14 protein-coding genes are annotated in these 15,201 nt (G+C 65.3%); 11 read left to right on the forward strand and 3 right to left on the reverse strand.

Translation table 11 applies throughout. The features are described from left to right. The first annotated feature begins 73 nt into the window (after positions 1-73). From AC1DVR_RS06515 to AC1DVR_RS06525, 3 genes are read left to right on the forward strand one after another with little or no spacing between them, the layout of a single operon-like run. Positions 74-1,027 (forward strand): ABC transporter permease, encoded by a 954-nt coding sequence (locus AC1DVR_RS06515; RefSeq protein ID WP_477999728.1) that lies wholly within the window; start codon positions 74-76, stop codon positions 1,025-1,027. After that, positions 1,024-1,860: an ABC transporter permease gene (locus AC1DVR_RS06520; RefSeq protein ID WP_477999729.1), complete on the forward strand. Its 837-nt coding sequence runs from the start codon at positions 1,024-1,026 to the stop codon at positions 1,858-1,860. The genes AC1DVR_RS06515 and AC1DVR_RS06520 overlap by 4 nt, the downstream gene beginning before the upstream one ends. Then, positions 1,860-3,506 (forward strand): ABC transporter ATP-binding protein, encoded by a 1,647-nt coding sequence (locus AC1DVR_RS06525; protein ID WP_477999730.1) that lies wholly within the window; start codon positions 1,860-1,862, stop codon positions 3,504-3,506. The genes AC1DVR_RS06520 and AC1DVR_RS06525 overlap by 1 nt, the downstream gene beginning before the upstream one ends. 154 nt (positions 3,507-3,660) lie before the next feature. Here AC1DVR_RS06525 and AC1DVR_RS06530 read toward each other — a convergent pair whose 3' ends face one another. Continuing rightward, positions 3,661-4,137, reverse strand: coding sequence for an Lrp/AsnC family transcriptional regulator (locus AC1DVR_RS06530; protein WP_477999731.1), 477 nt, complete (start codon positions 4,135-4,137; stop codon positions 3,661-3,663). A 214-nt stretch (positions 4,138-4,351) separates the two neighbouring features. Here AC1DVR_RS06530 and AC1DVR_RS06535 point away from each other — a divergent pair, with 214 nt between their 5' ends. Both AC1DVR_RS06535 and AC1DVR_RS06540 read left to right on the forward strand, forming a co-directional pair. Next, a complete protein-coding gene (locus tag AC1DVR_RS06535; RefSeq protein WP_477999732.1) occupies positions 4,352-5,671 on the forward strand; it encodes an NAD(P)/FAD-dependent oxidoreductase in 1,320 nt (439 codons plus the stop codon). Between the two features lie 101 nt (positions 5,672-5,772). Then, positions 5,773-7,098, forward strand: a complete 1,326-nt coding sequence (locus AC1DVR_RS06540) for an NAD(P)/FAD-dependent oxidoreductase (RefSeq protein ID WP_477999733.1) — start codon at positions 5,773-5,775, stop codon at positions 7,096-7,098. 11 nt (positions 7,099-7,109) lie between these two features. On the opposite strand, the gene AC1DVR_RS06545 is transcribed toward AC1DVR_RS06540, so the two are convergent. Both AC1DVR_RS06545 and AC1DVR_RS06550 read right to left on the reverse strand, forming a co-directional pair. Beyond that, positions 7,110-7,976: a GNAT family N-acetyltransferase gene (locus AC1DVR_RS06545; RefSeq protein WP_477999734.1), complete on the reverse strand. Its 867-nt coding sequence runs from the start codon at positions 7,974-7,976 to the stop codon at positions 7,110-7,112. A 107-nt stretch (positions 7,977-8,083) separates the two neighbouring features. Then, positions 8,084-9,031 carry a LysR substrate-binding domain-containing protein gene (locus AC1DVR_RS06550; protein ID WP_477999735.1) on the reverse strand — a complete coding sequence of 316 codons (948 nt, stop codon included), beginning with the start codon at positions 9,029-9,031 and terminating at the stop codon, positions 8,084-8,086. Between the two features lie 209 nt (positions 9,032-9,240). Here AC1DVR_RS06550 and AC1DVR_RS06555 point away from each other — a divergent pair, with 209 nt between their 5' ends. Genes AC1DVR_RS06555 through AC1DVR_RS06580 form a run of 6 tightly spaced genes read left to right on the forward strand, consistent with a single transcriptional unit; the run spans position 9,241 to position 15,201 of the window. After that, complete coding sequence (locus AC1DVR_RS06555; protein WP_477999736.1) at positions 9,241-10,332, forward strand: ABC transporter ATP-binding protein; 1,092 nt, start codon at positions 9,241-9,243, stop codon at positions 10,330-10,332. A 47-nt stretch (positions 10,333-10,379) separates the two neighbouring features. Next, complete coding sequence (locus AC1DVR_RS06560; protein WP_477999737.1) at positions 10,380-11,108, forward strand: HAD-IA family hydrolase; 729 nt, start codon at positions 10,380-10,382, stop codon at positions 11,106-11,108. A 3-nt stretch (positions 11,109-11,111) separates the two neighbouring features. After that, complete coding sequence (locus AC1DVR_RS06565) at positions 11,112-12,410, forward strand: NAD(P)/FAD-dependent oxidoreductase (protein WP_477999738.1); 1,299 nt, start codon at positions 11,112-11,114, stop codon at positions 12,408-12,410. A 36-nt stretch (positions 12,411-12,446) separates the two neighbouring features. Continuing rightward, on the forward strand, positions 12,447-13,478 hold the full coding sequence (locus tag AC1DVR_RS06570) for an ABC transporter substrate-binding protein (protein ID WP_477999739.1): 1,032 nt from the start codon (positions 12,447-12,449) through the stop codon (positions 13,476-13,478). 51 nt (positions 13,479-13,529) lie between these two features. Continuing rightward, positions 13,530-14,390 (forward strand): ABC transporter permease, encoded by an 861-nt coding sequence (locus AC1DVR_RS06575; RefSeq protein WP_477999740.1) that lies wholly within the window; start codon positions 13,530-13,532, stop codon positions 14,388-14,390. Between the two features lie 4 nt (positions 14,391-14,394). Next, complete coding sequence (locus AC1DVR_RS06580) at positions 14,395-15,201, forward strand: ABC transporter permease (RefSeq protein WP_477999741.1); 807 nt, start codon at positions 14,395-14,397, stop codon at positions 15,199-15,201.

Consider the following 15,201-nt stretch of genomic DNA (forward strand, 5'->3'; position numbering starts at 1 on the left):
CGACCGGAAGGGATGCTCCCCCCTTCCGGTCGCCTGATTTTCGGATGATCGGGCCAATGAGGGGAAGACTTCGATGACGGCGCAGACAGTTTCCCTTGTGATGGCGCGGCTGGGCATTGCCCTGATCACGCTGGCCATCGTGTCCTTCGCGGTCTTTGCCGCAACGCAGATGCTGCCCGGCGATGTGGCGACGATCCTTCTGGGTCAGGCCGCCACACCCGAGGCCGTGGCCGGCCTGCGCACTGCCATGCACCTCAACGACCCCGCGATCCTGCGCTATCTGCGCTGGCTTCTGGGCTTTGTTCAGGGCGATCTCGGCACCTCCTACGCCAACAACCTACCGATTGCCTCGATGATCGCCGGGCGGCTTGCCAATACGCTGAAGCTGGCCGCCGTGACCTCGGTCGTGGCCGTGCCCTTGGCGCTGTTTCTGGGCATTACGACCGCCATGTACCGCGGCTCGGTCTACGACCGGGTGATCACGATGGGCGTCGTCGCGGTGATCTCGGTGCCCGAGTTCCTGATCGCCACCCTCGCCGTCCTGACCTTCGCGGTCTGGCTGAAATGGTTGCCCGCCCTGTCCTTCACCAACGAGATCACCAGCTTTGGCGCGCTGATCAAGGTCTTTGCCATGCCGGTCATCACACTGTGCTGTGTCATCTCGGCCCAGATGATCCGGATGACCCGCGCCGCCGTGATCGACGCGCTGAAGATGCCCTATGTCGAGATGGCGCTTCTGAAGGGCGCCTCGCGGCCCCGGATGGTGCTGCACCACGCCCTGCCCAATGCGGTAGGCCCCATCGTCAACGCGGTGGCGCTGTCGCTGTCCTACCTGCTGGGCGGGGTGATCATCGTCGAGACGATCTTCAACTACCCCGGCATCGCCAAGCTGATGGTCGATGCCGTGGCCACCCGTGACCTGCCGCTGATTCAGGCCTGCGTCATGGTGTTCTGCTTTGGCTATCTGGTGCTGATCACCGCCGCCGACATCATAGCCATTCTCTCGAACCCGAGGTTGCGCAAATGATCGCCCTGACCCCCCGCCGCCTTGGCTATCACATGCCCACCGTCGGCATCATCGCCGCCTGCGTCGTAGCCTTCTGGGCCGTCGTCGCTGTGCTGGGCCCCTGGATCAGCCCCTATGCCCCCGGCAAGATCGTCGATTTCGACTATTTCGGCCCGATGAGCGCGAAGCTCTGGTTCGGCTCCGACTACCTCGGCCGCGACATGTTCTCGCGCATCCTGCTGGGCGCGCGCTATACGGTCGGCATCTCGCTCGCCTCGGTCTGCCTCGCCTGTTTTTCCGGCGTCGTGCTGGGGATGACGGCGGCGGTGGTCGGCGGCTGGCTTGATACCGTCCTCAGCCGCACGCTGGACGCGCTCAGTTCCATCCCCTCCAAGATGTTCGGCCTCGTCATGGTGGCCGCCATCGGCTCGTCCATCCCGGTGCTGATCGTGCTGCTGGCCATCATCTACATCCCCGGCGCCTTCCGCTTTGCCCGCGCCATGGCGGTCAACATCAACACGATGGATTACGTCACCGTCGCCCGCGCCAGGGGAGAGAAAACCGGCTACCTCATCGCACAGGAAATCCTGCCCAACATCACCGGCCCCGTCCTCGCCGACCTTGGCCTGCGCTTCGTCTTCATCGTGCTTCTGCTCTCCGGCCTCTCCTTCCTCGGCCTTGGCGTGCAGCCGCCCAATGCCGACTGGGGCTCGCTGGTGCGGGAAAACATCGGCGGCCTGCCCTATGGCGCCCCTGCCGTGCTGATGCCCTGCCTTGCCATCGCCAGCCTCACCATCTCGGTCAACCTCCTGATCGACAACCTTCCCATCAAGATCCGCGATCGGAGTGCGTGATGCCCAACCTTGTCGAGATCCGTGACCTCAAGGTCCAGGCCACCAGCGATGCCGGCCGCAAGATCGAAATCATCAAGGGCGTCAGCTTTGACATTGCCGAGGGCGAGATCGTCGCCCTGATCGGCGAAAGCGGTTCTGGCAAGACCACCATCGCGCTGACCATGATGGGCTACGCGCGCCCCGGCTGCCGCATCATCGGTGGAGAGGTCCGGCTTTCGGGGCAGGATCTGGTCAAGATGCCCGAAGCCCGCCGCCAAAGCCTGCGCGGCACCGAGGTCGCCTATATCCCGCAAAGTGCCGCCGCCGCCTTCAACCCGGCCCAGCGCCTGATCGACCAAGTGATCGAGGTGGCGCAGATCCACAAGCTGATGCCGATGGAAGAGGCCCGCGCCAAGGCGGTCGACCTCTTCCGCGCCTTGGCCCTCCCCGACCCCGAAACCATCGGCCAGCGTTACCCGCATCAGGTTTCGGGCGGGCAGTTGCAGCGCGTCTCGGCGGCGATGGCGCTGATCGGCGGGCCGAAGCTGGTGATCTTCGACGAACCCACCACCGCGCTGGATGTCACCACCCAGATCGAGGTGCTGCGCGCGTTCAAATCGGTGATGAAGGCGGGCGGCATGGCGGGGGTCTATGTCAGCCATGACCTTGCCGTAGTGGCCCAGATCGCCGACCGCATCCTCGTCCTCAAAGGCGGCGAGGTGCAAGAGGAAGGCGCCACCAACCAGATCCTCCACCACGCAAACCACCCCTACACGCAAGAACTCCTCGCGGCTTTCGAGCCGATCCCCTATGCCTCCGCCGCCCGCGCCGACACCTCGGTCAAGCTGCCGGTGCTGGAGGTGAAGGGCGTCCTCGCCGGATATGGCCCGGTCGATGCCAAGGGCATGCCCAACAAACTGGCCCTGAACAATGTCAGCTGCCGGCTGGACCGTGGCCAGAACCTCGGCGTGATCGGCGAAAGCGGCTCGGGCAAATCCACCCTCGCCCGCGCCATCGCGGGGCTTCTGCCGCCGGTTTCGGGCTCGGTGCTGCTCGACGGCCAAGCCCTGGCGCCCACCGCCCATCAGCGCGACAAGGAACAGTTGCGCCGCCTGCAGATCGTCTTCCAGCTTGCCGATACCGCGCTGAACCCCGCCCGCTCGGTAGGGGAGATCATCGGGCGCCCGCTGACCTTTTACCACGGCCAAAAGGGCGCCGCCCGCGACGCCGGGGTGGAAGCTTTGCTCGACATGGTCCGCCTGCCCCGCGCCATGCGGCACCGCCTGCCCGGCGAATTGTCGGGCGGCCAGAAGCAGCGCGTCAACCTCGCCCGTGCGCTGGCCGCCAAGCCCGATGTGGTCCTGTGCGACGAGATCACCTCGGCCCTCGACACCGTGGTGGCCGCCGCGATCATCGACCTGTTGAAGGAGCTTCAGCGCGAGTTGCACCTGTCTTACGTCTTCATCAGCCATGACCTTTCGACGGTTCAGGCGATCTGCGACGATGTGATGGTGATGCACAACGGCGCGGTGGTCGAACGTCTGGCCGCAGCCAACCTCGCAGGCGGCGCGCAGCATCCTTATTCGAGGCTCCTCTTCGCTTCGGTCCCGAAACTCGACAGCACCTGGCTCGATTCCGTTCCCCTGCGCGACCCGGCCCTCGGCTGAGGCTGATTCGCGGATCATGGTTAACAGGGTCTTCAGCCGCCGTGCGTAGAGACGGAAGGAAGACAGAAGGAAGACAGAAGGAAGACAGCAAAAAGACCGCGCCTCCCCCCGGGTTGCGGTCCTTTAAGGCAGCGATCTGAAGGACCTGGGCAGATTACATCGGAAAGATGGTCTTCAGCGGCAGATGCGCCTTGATGAAGGGCGATTTCATCACGACGAAGCTGAAGTATTTGTCGATCCCGATGTCCATGTCGGTCAACTTCTCCATCAGGGTCTGGTAATCGCCGATGCCCGCGGTGACGAACTTTAACAGATAGTCATAACCGCCGGAAATCAGGTGACATTCGATGATCTCCTCCACCTTCTCGGCCGCCTGCTGAAAGCGGTGAAAGTCGATCTGGCGGTGGTTTTTGAGCGTGACTTCGGTGAAAACGGTGATGGTCTGACCCAGCTTGGCAATGTCGATCTGCGCCGAATAGCCCAGGATGAACCCCGCCTGCTGCAGCTTTTTCACCCGCATCAGGCAAGGGCTCGGCGACAGATGCACCAGATCGGCCAATTCCACATTGGTGATGCGGCCATTCTTTTGCAATTCGTGCAGGATGCGGATGTCGATCCGGTCAAGTTTCATGCGGCACCCCTTCGCAACGCCTGCGCCCATGCTACGCAGGATCTGCCGAAACCTCAACCGATTCACCTGCCGCAGCGAGGTCGCGGGCAACAAAAACTAAAAAGTATAACGCTCTGCCCGCCGCCCCAATGTCAGCAGGAAATGCTGCATTCGGCGCGCGAGCGGTAGCCCCGCCCGCCCCGCCCGCCCTAAATTAAGGGCCAAGGAGGCCCCGATGCCCGCACCGCTCTACCACATCACCACCGCCCCCACCCTGCCGGATGCCGCCGATGTCGTGGTGATCGGCGGCGGAATCGTAGGCTGCAGCACCGCCTATTACCTGGCCCGACGCGGCGTGAAGGTCGCCCTGGTCGAGAAAGGCCGGATCGGCGCCGAACAATCCAGCCGCAACTGGGGCTGGTGCCGCCAGCAAAACCGCGACGCCCGCGAACTGCCGATGGCGACCAAAAGCCTCGCCCTCTGGGACACGCTGGCCGCCGAAATCGGTCTCGACCTTGGCTTTCGTCGCTGCGGGCTGATGTATCTTTCCAACAACGAGGCCGAGATCGCCGGCTGGGCACGCTGGCGCGATTTTGCGCGGGGTGAGGGCGTCACCACCGAAATGCTGTCCTCCGCGCAGGCGACTGCACGCGGTCACGCCACAGGAAAGCCTTGGAAAGGCGGGGTTTTTTCACCCTCCGACGGCATCGCTGACACGCAACGCGCCGCCCCCGTCATCGCCTTGGGGGTCGAGAAATTCGGCGGCTCGGTCCACCAATTCTGCGCCGCCCGTGGGCTGGAGCTGGAGGCGGGAAGGGTCAGCGGTGTGGTGACCGAGGCCGGGGTGATCCGCACCCGAACCGTGGTGATGGCGGGTGGGGCCTGGGCCTCCTCCTTCTGCCGCCAGCTCGGAATCCGCTTCCCGCAGGCTTCGGTACGCGCCTCGATCCTTGCCGTCGGGCCCGGTGCCGACCTGCCCGACGCGCTGCACACCGCGCAAGTATCTGCCACCCGGCGCGGCGACGGCGGCTATACGCTGGCGATTTCCGGCAAGGCCCGGGTCGACATGACCCTGCAACAGCTGCGCTTTGCGACCAGCTTCCTGCCGATGTTCTTCAAGCGGCGCAAATCCCTCGCCCTCGGCGGGCTGGAGGGGTTGCGCGGCGGCCACGAGCGCCTGCGCCATTGGCGGCTTGACCAACCCACCCCGATGGAGGCCAACCGCATCCTCGACCCGACCCCCGACAAGACCCAGATCGACGAGACCCTGCGCCGCGCCCGCCTGCTGTTCCCCGCACTTGCCGATGCCAAGGTCACCGCCGCTTGGGCCGGCTACACCGACAGCACACCAGATGGGGTGCCCGCGATCGGCGAAACCACGGTGCCGGGGCTGATCCTTACCGCTGGTTTCAGCGGGCATGGCTTTGGTATCGGCCCCGGTGCGGGCCATCTGATCGCCGATCTGGTCACTGGCGCGCCGCCCTTGGTCGACCCTTCCGACTATGACCCGGCCCGATTTGAACGCTCGTCCTGGGGCAAGGTTGCGGAGTTCTGACCCGCGCCTTGCGGCCCGCCCTGCGGACCGAACCCATCCAAGCCGCCACAAACGCCATTTCCCAAGCCCGTGACCGGGAAATGCCAGAAAGGAACCTGCCCTTGTCCCCCCCGGTTCACCGCGTTGCCAGCGACGCCACCCTGCCCCGTCACGTCGATGTCGTCGTGATCGGCGGCGGCATCTCCGGCATCGCGGCGGCATGGGATCTGGCGCGGCGCGGCACTTCGGTGGCGGTGGTCGAAAAGGGTGTGATCGGGGGCGAGCAGTCGAGCCGCAACTGGGGCTGGTGCCGCCAGCAGAACCGGGACGAGCGCGAATTGCCGCTGGCCATCCTGGCCCTGCGGATGTGGGACGAGTTGGCGGCACAGGCCGGGGACATGGGCTTTCGCCGTGCAGGCCTGGTCTATACCTCGAACGCGCCGAGCGACCTTGCGGCGTGGGAGGCCTGGGGCCAGATGGCGCATGGCTACGGCGTTGATACAAGGATGATTTCCGGCGTCGAGGCCGCGACCCTCTTGCCGCATCATGCGAAAACCTGGAAAGGCGGCGTCCATTCCCCCACCGATGGACGGGCCGAGCCCGCCCTCGCCGTGCCGCGCATCGCCGAGGCCGCCCGCCGCCACGGCGCCACGCTGCATCAATCCTGTGCGGCGCGCGAGATCGAGTTTTCCGCAGGCCGCGTCTCGGGCGTGGTGACCGAGGCCGGGCGGATCGGCTGCGCTGCGGTTCTGGTGGCCGGCGGCGCCTGGGCCGGGATGCTGTTGCGCCACCACGGGCTCAAATTCCTGCAAGCCTCGATCCAGTCGACCTCTTTCTTCACCGAACCGGGGCCGGAGGTGATCGCGGGCGGCCATTCCACCCCCGATCTGACCCTGCGCCGGCGGCAGGATGGCGGGTATACGGTCGGCCTCAGCGGCTTTGGCAAGCTGCACCTCGCCCCGATGGGGATCTTGCAGGCACGGGAGTTCTGGCCGACTTTCGTCAAGCGTCGGGCCAAGTTGCGCTTTTCCCTCGGGCGCAGTTTTCTGAACGGCCCCGATGCCCTGCGGCGCTGGACGGCGGATGGCATCTCGCCCTTCGAGCAGAGCCGCGTGCTGGACCCCTCGCCCGATGCCGCCCTGCTGCGGCGCGGCTTGCAGGGGATGGCAGAGGCCTATCCGGCACTTGCGGGCCTGAAGATCGCCAGCGCCTGGGGCGGGATGGTGGATTGCACGCCGGATGCCATTCCGGTCATCGGCCCGGTCCTGTCGCATCCGGGCCTGTTCATTTCCGCCGGCCACACCGGGCACGGCTTTGGCACCGGTCCTGCGGCGGGGCGGCTCGCGGCGGATCTGATCCGCGGCGATGCACCCTCGGTCGACCCGCGGCCCTTCCGCTATGAGCGGATGATCGACGGCACCGATCTGGGTGCGATGGGCATGATGTAAGGCAAGGCACCCTAGCCAAGCGCCTGATTGACCAGCGAAAAGCTTTGCACCGGCCCCGTGGGCGCCGGAACCGCGCCAAGGCCCATGCGTGTGACGGTGTCATAATGGCGGATGCCGCAGGCCACCAGAAACTCGCGGAACGGCCCTTCGGGCTGGCGGGTGTCAAGCCGCAGGAACTGGCCCTGCATCGCCTCGACGAAGGGCGCGACCAGGGCGATGGCGTCTTCCTCGGTCTCGGCAACCACGGGGCCGACCACATGGCCACGACCGAACTTGCGGCAGAGGGCAAAGCCCGTCACCTGGCCATCCCGCGTGATCACCCGGCCCTCGGACAAGGCCAGAAGCCGCTCGATCACCTCAGGCCGGGCAATCCCCATCGCGGCGGTGTCGAGGGCGTGGACAAAGGGGCGGTCCGCTTCGTCCAGGACACGCGCGGTGCGCGGGCTTGGCGCGAGGCCCGTGACCACGCCGTTATGCTGGAACGACGGGCTCAGGGGCATGAACCCCAGCGAGATATAAAGCCGATAGGCCGCCCGCGTCGCATTGAGCACTTTGCCGCGCGCGCCCACCTGATCGAAGATATGGCCCATCAGCCAGCGCCCGGCGCCATGTTCCTGCAAGCGGGGCGAGGTGATCACCATCCCGATCGCCGCATGATCCATCCCCATGGGAAACCACATGGCCGAACCCACCACGCGGCCGATCTCGTCCCGCGCCACGATGCCCTGCCCGAGCCCGATCACCAGCGCCCAGTCCTCCGGCCGATGCGGCCAGCCGACCCCGATGGAAAGCTCGTGCAACTTCGGCACATCCGCTATCTCCATCGGCGAGACCGCAAGCTCGTAGGATTCCAGCAGTTTGGTAGGCGCAGCTTGCACGACAGCACTCCTCAGGCATCTCTTTTCGCAGTTTGCCCATCTTATCCGCGATGTACGAGCATTTCCTGCGCGTTTTCGGGCCGTGTTAGCAGAAGCTGCGGCGGGCTTCAGGCGCCGCTCCAGAAATCCACATCGGGGATATCCAGCGCGGGATAGTGGGCCTGCACCTTGCGGTAATCGGCGCGGAGTTCTTCGACGATCCAGGTGCGGACCTCCTCCACCACCGGGCGCAGCGGGCGGTCGGCCACCTGGACGATGCAGCATTGCCGGGGCGTCACATGGCTGCGCTGACCCAGGGGGACGAGATGCGCCTCAAGAAGCCAGTGGCCGACCACATTCAACCAGCCCCAGCAGATGCCCTGACCCAGCAGCGCGGCCTGCAACACGATGGCATAATCGGCAAAGAACAGCGGGATCGGCTGATCCGGGCCGAGCCCGTCGAGCAGGTCATAGGGCGACAGGGGCTCGCCGCTGGACAGTTTGATCAGCGTATCGCCACGCCCCGCCGGGTCGCGGGCGTCGCGGTAGGTCGGGCTGCAGACCGGCACCATCACCTCGGGCATGATAGGATAGATGCGCAAGCCTGCGCCCTTTCCGGTCAGAAAGCGCATGCCCAGATCCACATCGTCGACCGGCCCGGTCAGGGGCCCCATCAGCAGCTGGAAGCGCAGATCCACCTGGGGAAAGGCCGCCTTGAACGCCGTCATGCGCGGCATCAGCCAATGGGTCGTGAAAGCGGTGGACACCGAAATCGTCACCGTATCGGCGCCTTTCCCGCGATCTGCGATTTCGACCAGGGCAGATTCGATCTGCGTGATCGCCCGCCGCGTCGCCTGATAGAGCAGTTGACCATTGTCGCTGAGCGCCACGCCAGCCCCGGTCCGCTGGAAAAGTTCGGTGCCGATCAGCCCCTCCAGCCGCTGCATCGTCCGGCTCACTGCGGCGGGTGTGACGTTCAACTCCTCCGAAGCACGCGAGAAATTCAGCAGGCGGCCCGCCGCCTCGAAGGCGAAAAGCGCGTTGAGCGAGGGGATCTGTCGGCGCAGTTTCGTCATTACATGATGTAACAACAGGCGCGTCTTTTTTTCAATTGCCCGCACGTCATTAATTCTTCATCTTTGCTTTCAAGCGGCGCAAGGACGCGCCGAAATCAGCCCGAACATCGAAGATCCCGGCCCCACCGCGCCCCTGCAAGTGGCGGATGCCACGGCATGCGTGCCTGTGGCCTCCCCTTGCCTGACCGATCCACAGGAGACGCCGTTTCATGACTTCCTCCCCACAGCCCCAGAAGTTCGGCGTGTCGATCCGCAACGCGGTCAAGCGGTACGGGACGTTTTCGGCGCTGGACGATGTGAGCCTGGATGTGGCCCCCGGCGAGTTCCTGTCGGTCCTTGGCCCGTCGGGCTCGGGCAAGACCACGCTTCTGGGGCTTTTGGGCGGCTTCGTGCAGCCGACCTCGGGCAGCATCCATCTGGGCGAGACGGACATCACCTACAGCCCGCCGCATCTGCGCAACATCGGCATCGTGTTCCAGAACTACGCGCTCTTTCCCCATATGACGGTGGGCGAGAACATCACCTTTCCCCTGCGCGCCCGCCGGATGCCGAAGTCCCAGTGGCCGCAAAAGCTGGCAGCCGCCCTCGCCATGGTGGAACTCTCGGGCTATGCCGACCGGGCCATTTCGGCCCTGTCGGGCGGGCAGCGGCAGCGGGTGGCGCTGGCGCGGGCAATGATCTTCGAGCCGCGGCTGATCCTGATGGACGAGCCCCTGTCCGCGCTGGACAAGCAGCTGCGCGAGACGATGCAGATCGAACTCAAGCAGCTGCACGCCAAGCTGGGCGCCACGATCATCTATGTGACCCATGACCAGCGCGAGGCGCTGACCATGTCGGACCGCATCGCCGTGATGAAGTCGGGCAAGCTGGTGCAGGTCGACACCCCTCGCCAGTTGCACGACCGCCCCTGCGACGCCTTCGTGGCGAGCTTCATCGGAGAGGCGGTGCTGGTGCCGGTCGAGCGGTCGGATGCCACGACGGTGACCTTTGCCGGCAAGGTGCTGCGCTCGGTCCATCCCGTGCCGCAGGCGGATGAGCTTTACCTCACGCTCCACTCCGAAAAGCTGTCCTTTGCCGATGCCGCGACCCCGCCGGAATCGAACCTGCTGCCGGGGACGGTGACCTCCTGCCTCTATCAGGGCGAAAGTGTGCGGATCTTTGTCGCGCTTGCAGCGGGCCAGACGGTCAGCCTGCGCCTGCCGGCCAACCATGCGGGCTGGCAGGTGATGCCGGCGCCGGGTCAGGCCGTCACGCTGGCGCTGCACCCGCAAGACACCATCGTCGTTCCCCGCGCGGCCTGAGATCGGGCCGCCGCAAGATACCCCCCTCAACAACAAGGAAATGGGACATGAAACTTACGGATTTCAAGGTGATGACCTTTGACGTGGTCGGAACGTTGATCGACTTCGAGAAAGGCGTTCTGGACGCCGTGCGCGCGCTTGGCGGCAAGAAGGCCGCGGCGGCGACGGATTACGAGATCTTCGAGCCCTATCTGCGCGGTCGCGACAAGTTCTATGGCCGGTCCTCCTTTGCCTTCCGCGATGTCTATCTGTCGCTCGCCACCGAAGCCGGGTTTGACGCCACCGAAGAGATCGCCAATGCCTTCCAGCTGTCGGTCCTGCGCTGGCCCGCCTTTGCAGATTCCGCCCAGGCCCTGGCCCGCCTGCGCAAGAATTTCCGTCTGGTGGCGATGACCAACGCCGACCGCACCGCCTTCACAGCCTATGAACACACGCTCGGCCGCCCCTTCCATGACGCGGTGACCACCGACGAGACCGGCTATGCCAAGCCCGCGCCGGAGTTCTTTGCCTTCAACAAGGGCCGCCAGTCCGCCTTTGGCTTCAAGCAATCCGAGATCCTGCATGTGGCGCAAAGCCAGCACCATGACATCGGCGTGGCGCGCGAGCTCGGCTATACGACCTGCTGGATCCAGCGCCGCGCCGGGCAAGAGGGCTTTGGCGCCTCGCCGATCCCGAAGCAAGTCACGACCCCCGACTTCCGCTTCACCACGCTGGGCGAACTGGCCGATGCGGTCGATGCCGAACTGGCGGGTCAGCGCCTTGGCGCGGCGGCCTGAAGCATGACCCTGGCCCCCCTCCCCGAAGCGGCCTCGCTCTGGCGCGACACGGCGCCGGCGCTGGCCGCCGGCCAGCCGCTCCGCGGCGATGTGCAAGCCGATGTCGCCGTGATCGGCGGAGGCTATGCGGGCCTGTCCACCGCGCGCGCTTTGGCCGCGCGCGGTTTGGATGTGGTCGTGCTGGAGGCCAACCGCTTCGGCTGGGGCGCCTCGGGGCGCAACGGCGGGGTCGTGTCGGGCAAGTTCCGCATGACCTTCGCCGAAATGGCCCGCCGCTGGGATATCGACACCGCCAGGCGCATGCATGACTTCGGCATCGAGGCGATCGAGAACATCGGCACCTTGCTGCAAGACCTGGGGATCGAGGCCGATTACACCGGCCACGGATCGTTGCGCTGCGCCCACCGGCCCGAGGCGCTGGCCGCCCTGCAGGCCGAATGCGCCTGGCTGAAGACCACGCTGGGCGATAGCGCGGTCTCGATCCTCGGGCCAGAGGAGATGGCGCAGGAAACCGGCTCCACCGATTTCTGCGGCGGGATGCTCAATCGGCATGGCGGGGTGATCCATCCGCTGAAGTTCCTGACCGGGATGGTCGCAGGCCTGCGCCGTCAGGGCCTGCGCCTGCATGACGAAAGCCCGGTGACGGCTTTGGAGCATCTGCCCGACGGCGTGCGGCTGCATCTGCCCGAAGGTCGCGTCCGCGCCCGGCAGGTGGTTCTGACGACCAACGCCTATTCCAGCCTGACGGAAGCCACCGATGCGATCAAACGCAAGGTGGTGCCCTTCCGCTCGGCCATGGTGGCGACCCAGCCTCTGACCGACACGGCTGGCGCGGATCTTCTGGGGCAAGGCCGCAGCTACACCGAAACCCGCCGCATGATGCGCTGGTTTCGCAAGTCCGGCGACCGGCTGATCTATGGCGGGCGCGGCGCCTTCGGCAAGGACGACAGCCCCGCCGCCTTTGCCGCACTGGAGGCCGCCATGCGCCGCCAGTTCCCGCAGCTGGGCGGCGTGCAGGTCACGCACCGTTGGTCTGGCCTCGTCGCCATGACCATGGACAGCCTGCCGCATCTGGGCCGGCTCGATGAGCGCGTGGTCTATGCCATGGGCTACAACGGCACCGGCGTCGCCTTGTCGAGCTATATCGGCACCCATGTCGCCGATTGCGTCCAGGGCCGGCCCTCGCGCGCCGGTCTGATCGGCGCCCTGCCCCTGCCCAATGTTCCCTTCTATCCGGCGCGCGAACTCGGCGTGCGTCTGGTGGCGGGCTGGTACCAGTTTCTCGATGCCATCGGGAAATAGACGACACGCGAAATCAAAAACAGGAAGGTGAAAAGAATGAAGAAACAACTCGCACTCTCGGCCCTTGCCCTCTGCCTCGGCACCAGCGCCCTTTGGGCTGAAGAGGTGACCTTCGTCTCGCAAGGCGGCGCCTATCAGGAGGCCCAGACCAAGGCCATTCTCGACCCCGTCACCGCCAAGACCGGCATCGTGGTCAATCAGGACACCAGCCCCGACGCCTGGCCGGTGATCCGCACCCAGACCGCGACCGGCAAGCCGATCTGGGATGTGATCGACACCCCCACCAAGGACTGCCTGCGCGGCGGCGAACAGGGAATGATCGAGAAATTCGACCTCTCCAAGATGCCGACCGTGGCCGCCATGCCGGCGGAATACCGCACCGATTACTCGGTGGCTTACGAATTCTACTCCAGCGTTCTGGCCTACAACAAGAAGACCTATGGCGATCACCCGCCGCAAAGCTGGGCCGATTTCTGGGACGTCAAGAAATTCCCCGGCACGCGCGCCTTGCGCAACAACCCGGTGGCCACACTGGAAGCGGCCCTGATGGCCGATGGCGTGGCGCCCAAGGACATGTACCCGCTCGACGTCGACCGCGCCTTCAAGAAGCTGGAAGAGATCAAGCCCAACATCACCGTGTGGTGGACCTCGGGCGCGCAATCGGCGCAGCTTCTGTCGGATGGCGAGGCGGATATGGTCATGGCTTGGAACGGCCGCGTCTCGGCGGTGATGAAAGAGGGCGCCGATGTCGGCTTCACCTATAACCAGGGCATCCTGCAATATACCTCGCTTTGCGTCCTGAAAGGCGCGCCGCATCTCGACACCGCGATGAAGTTCATCGAAGCCGCGATGGACCCCGAGATCCAGGCCAATTTCCCGGCCTATATCGACTACGGCCCCGGCAACCCCGCTGCCTATGCGACCGGCAAGATCACGGCAGAGCGTGCGGCCCAGATGCCCAACTCGCCGGACAATGCGGCGGCCCAGGTGCTCAATTCCACCGAATGGTGGAGCTCGCCCGCCGGTGAAGCCGCGCAGGAACGCTGGGCCTCTTTCGTCCAGCAATAAGCCCCCCGCCCTGCCGCCCGCGCGGCAGGGCCCCTTTTCGCGGAGAGCCCGATGTCAGATGCCCCGAGCCCCGAGGACCGCCGCGAACGGCGCATGATCCTCATGCTGCTTGCCCCCGCGCTGATCGTGGTGGGCCTTTTGCTGATCATGCCGCTGGTCTGGATGGCCTGGCAATCCATCCGCGGGCCTGACGGCTTCACCCTGATCAACTATGCGCGCTTCTTCACCGACAGCGTCTATCTGACCTCTTTCGTGCAGACCTTCCGCATTGCCTTTGTCGTCACCATCGCCGCCATCCTGATTGGCTATCCGATCGCCTATGTCGCCGCGAAGGCCGAGGGGATCTGGCCGCCGATCATCCTTGGCATGGTCCTGCTGCCCTTCTGGACCTCGGTCCTGGTGCGCGCCTACGCATGGCTGATCCTGTTGCAAAGGAAGGGCTTGGTGAACACCGCCCTGGTCAACAGCGGGCTGATCGACCAGCCACTGATCCTCGTGAACAACGAATTCGGCACCGTGATGGCGACGCTGCACATCCTGTTGCCCTTCATGGTGCTGCCGCTCTACGCCACGATGAAGAAAATCCCGGCCGAGCTGGAGATGGCGGGATCGAGCCTGGGCGGCAATGGCTGGCTGATCTTCCGCTCGATCTTTCTGCCCTTGTCGCTGCCCGGGGTCATTGCCGGTTCGGTGCTGGTCTTCGTGCTGACCCTGGGCTTTTACATCACCCCGGAGCTTTTGGGAGGCGGGCGGACCTTCCTCGTCTCGATGCTCGTCTCGCGCAATATCGAACTTTACAACGAATGGGGGGCGGCCTCTTCGATCTCGGTCGTGCTTCTGGTGCTGGTCTTTGCGATCTTCCGGCTGGCCAGCCTGCTCATCCCCTTTGACCGCCTGATGGGCACGAGGTAATCCGATGCGCGCTTTCCCGCTTTCGCTGCCGCAGATCCTGTTGCGTGGCTTCGTGATCCTGGCGCTGGCCTGGCTGATCCTGCCGGTGCTGATCATCATGCCGATGTCGTTCTCCGGCGGGCGCTTTCTGGCCTTTCCGCCGGAAACTTGGTCGCTGCGCTGGTACGAGGCCTATCTGGGCAATCCCGGCTGGATGAAGGCGACCCGCACCAGCCTGATCATCGCGGTGACAAGCTCGGCCCTGGCCACGGTGCTGGGCACCGCTGCCGCCTATGCGCTGAACCTCAGCGAGTCGCGGCTGGTCAAAAGCCTGCAGGTGGTGCTGCTGTTGCCGCTGGTGGTGCCGATCGTCATCACCGCCGTCGGGGTGTTCCTGATCTATGCCCAGGTCGGCCTGATTGCGACGATGACCGGGCTCATCCTGGCCAATGTCATGCTGGGGATGCCCTATGTCATCACCTCGGTTCTGGTCGGGCTGCGCAAGTTCGACCCGACGCAAGAGATGGTGGCGCGCAGCCTGGGCATGAACCGCTGGCGCGCCTTCTTCGCCGTCGTGCTGCCGCAGATCCGGCCTTCGGTGATCACCGGCACGCTCTTCGCCTTCATCTCGGCGCTTGATGAAACCGTGGTGTCCCTGTTCATCTCGGGCGGCGACAACCAGACCTTGACCAAGCGGATGTTTACCGCCCTGCGGGATGAGATTGACCCGACGATCGCAGCAATCTCCACCCTCTTGACCGCGGTCTCCTTCCTGATGGTGATGCTGATGGCGATCAACGCCCGAAAAATCCGTGTGCGCGAAAGGGTTTGA

The organism is Rhodobacter sp. P2_H5, from assembly GCF_056403335.1.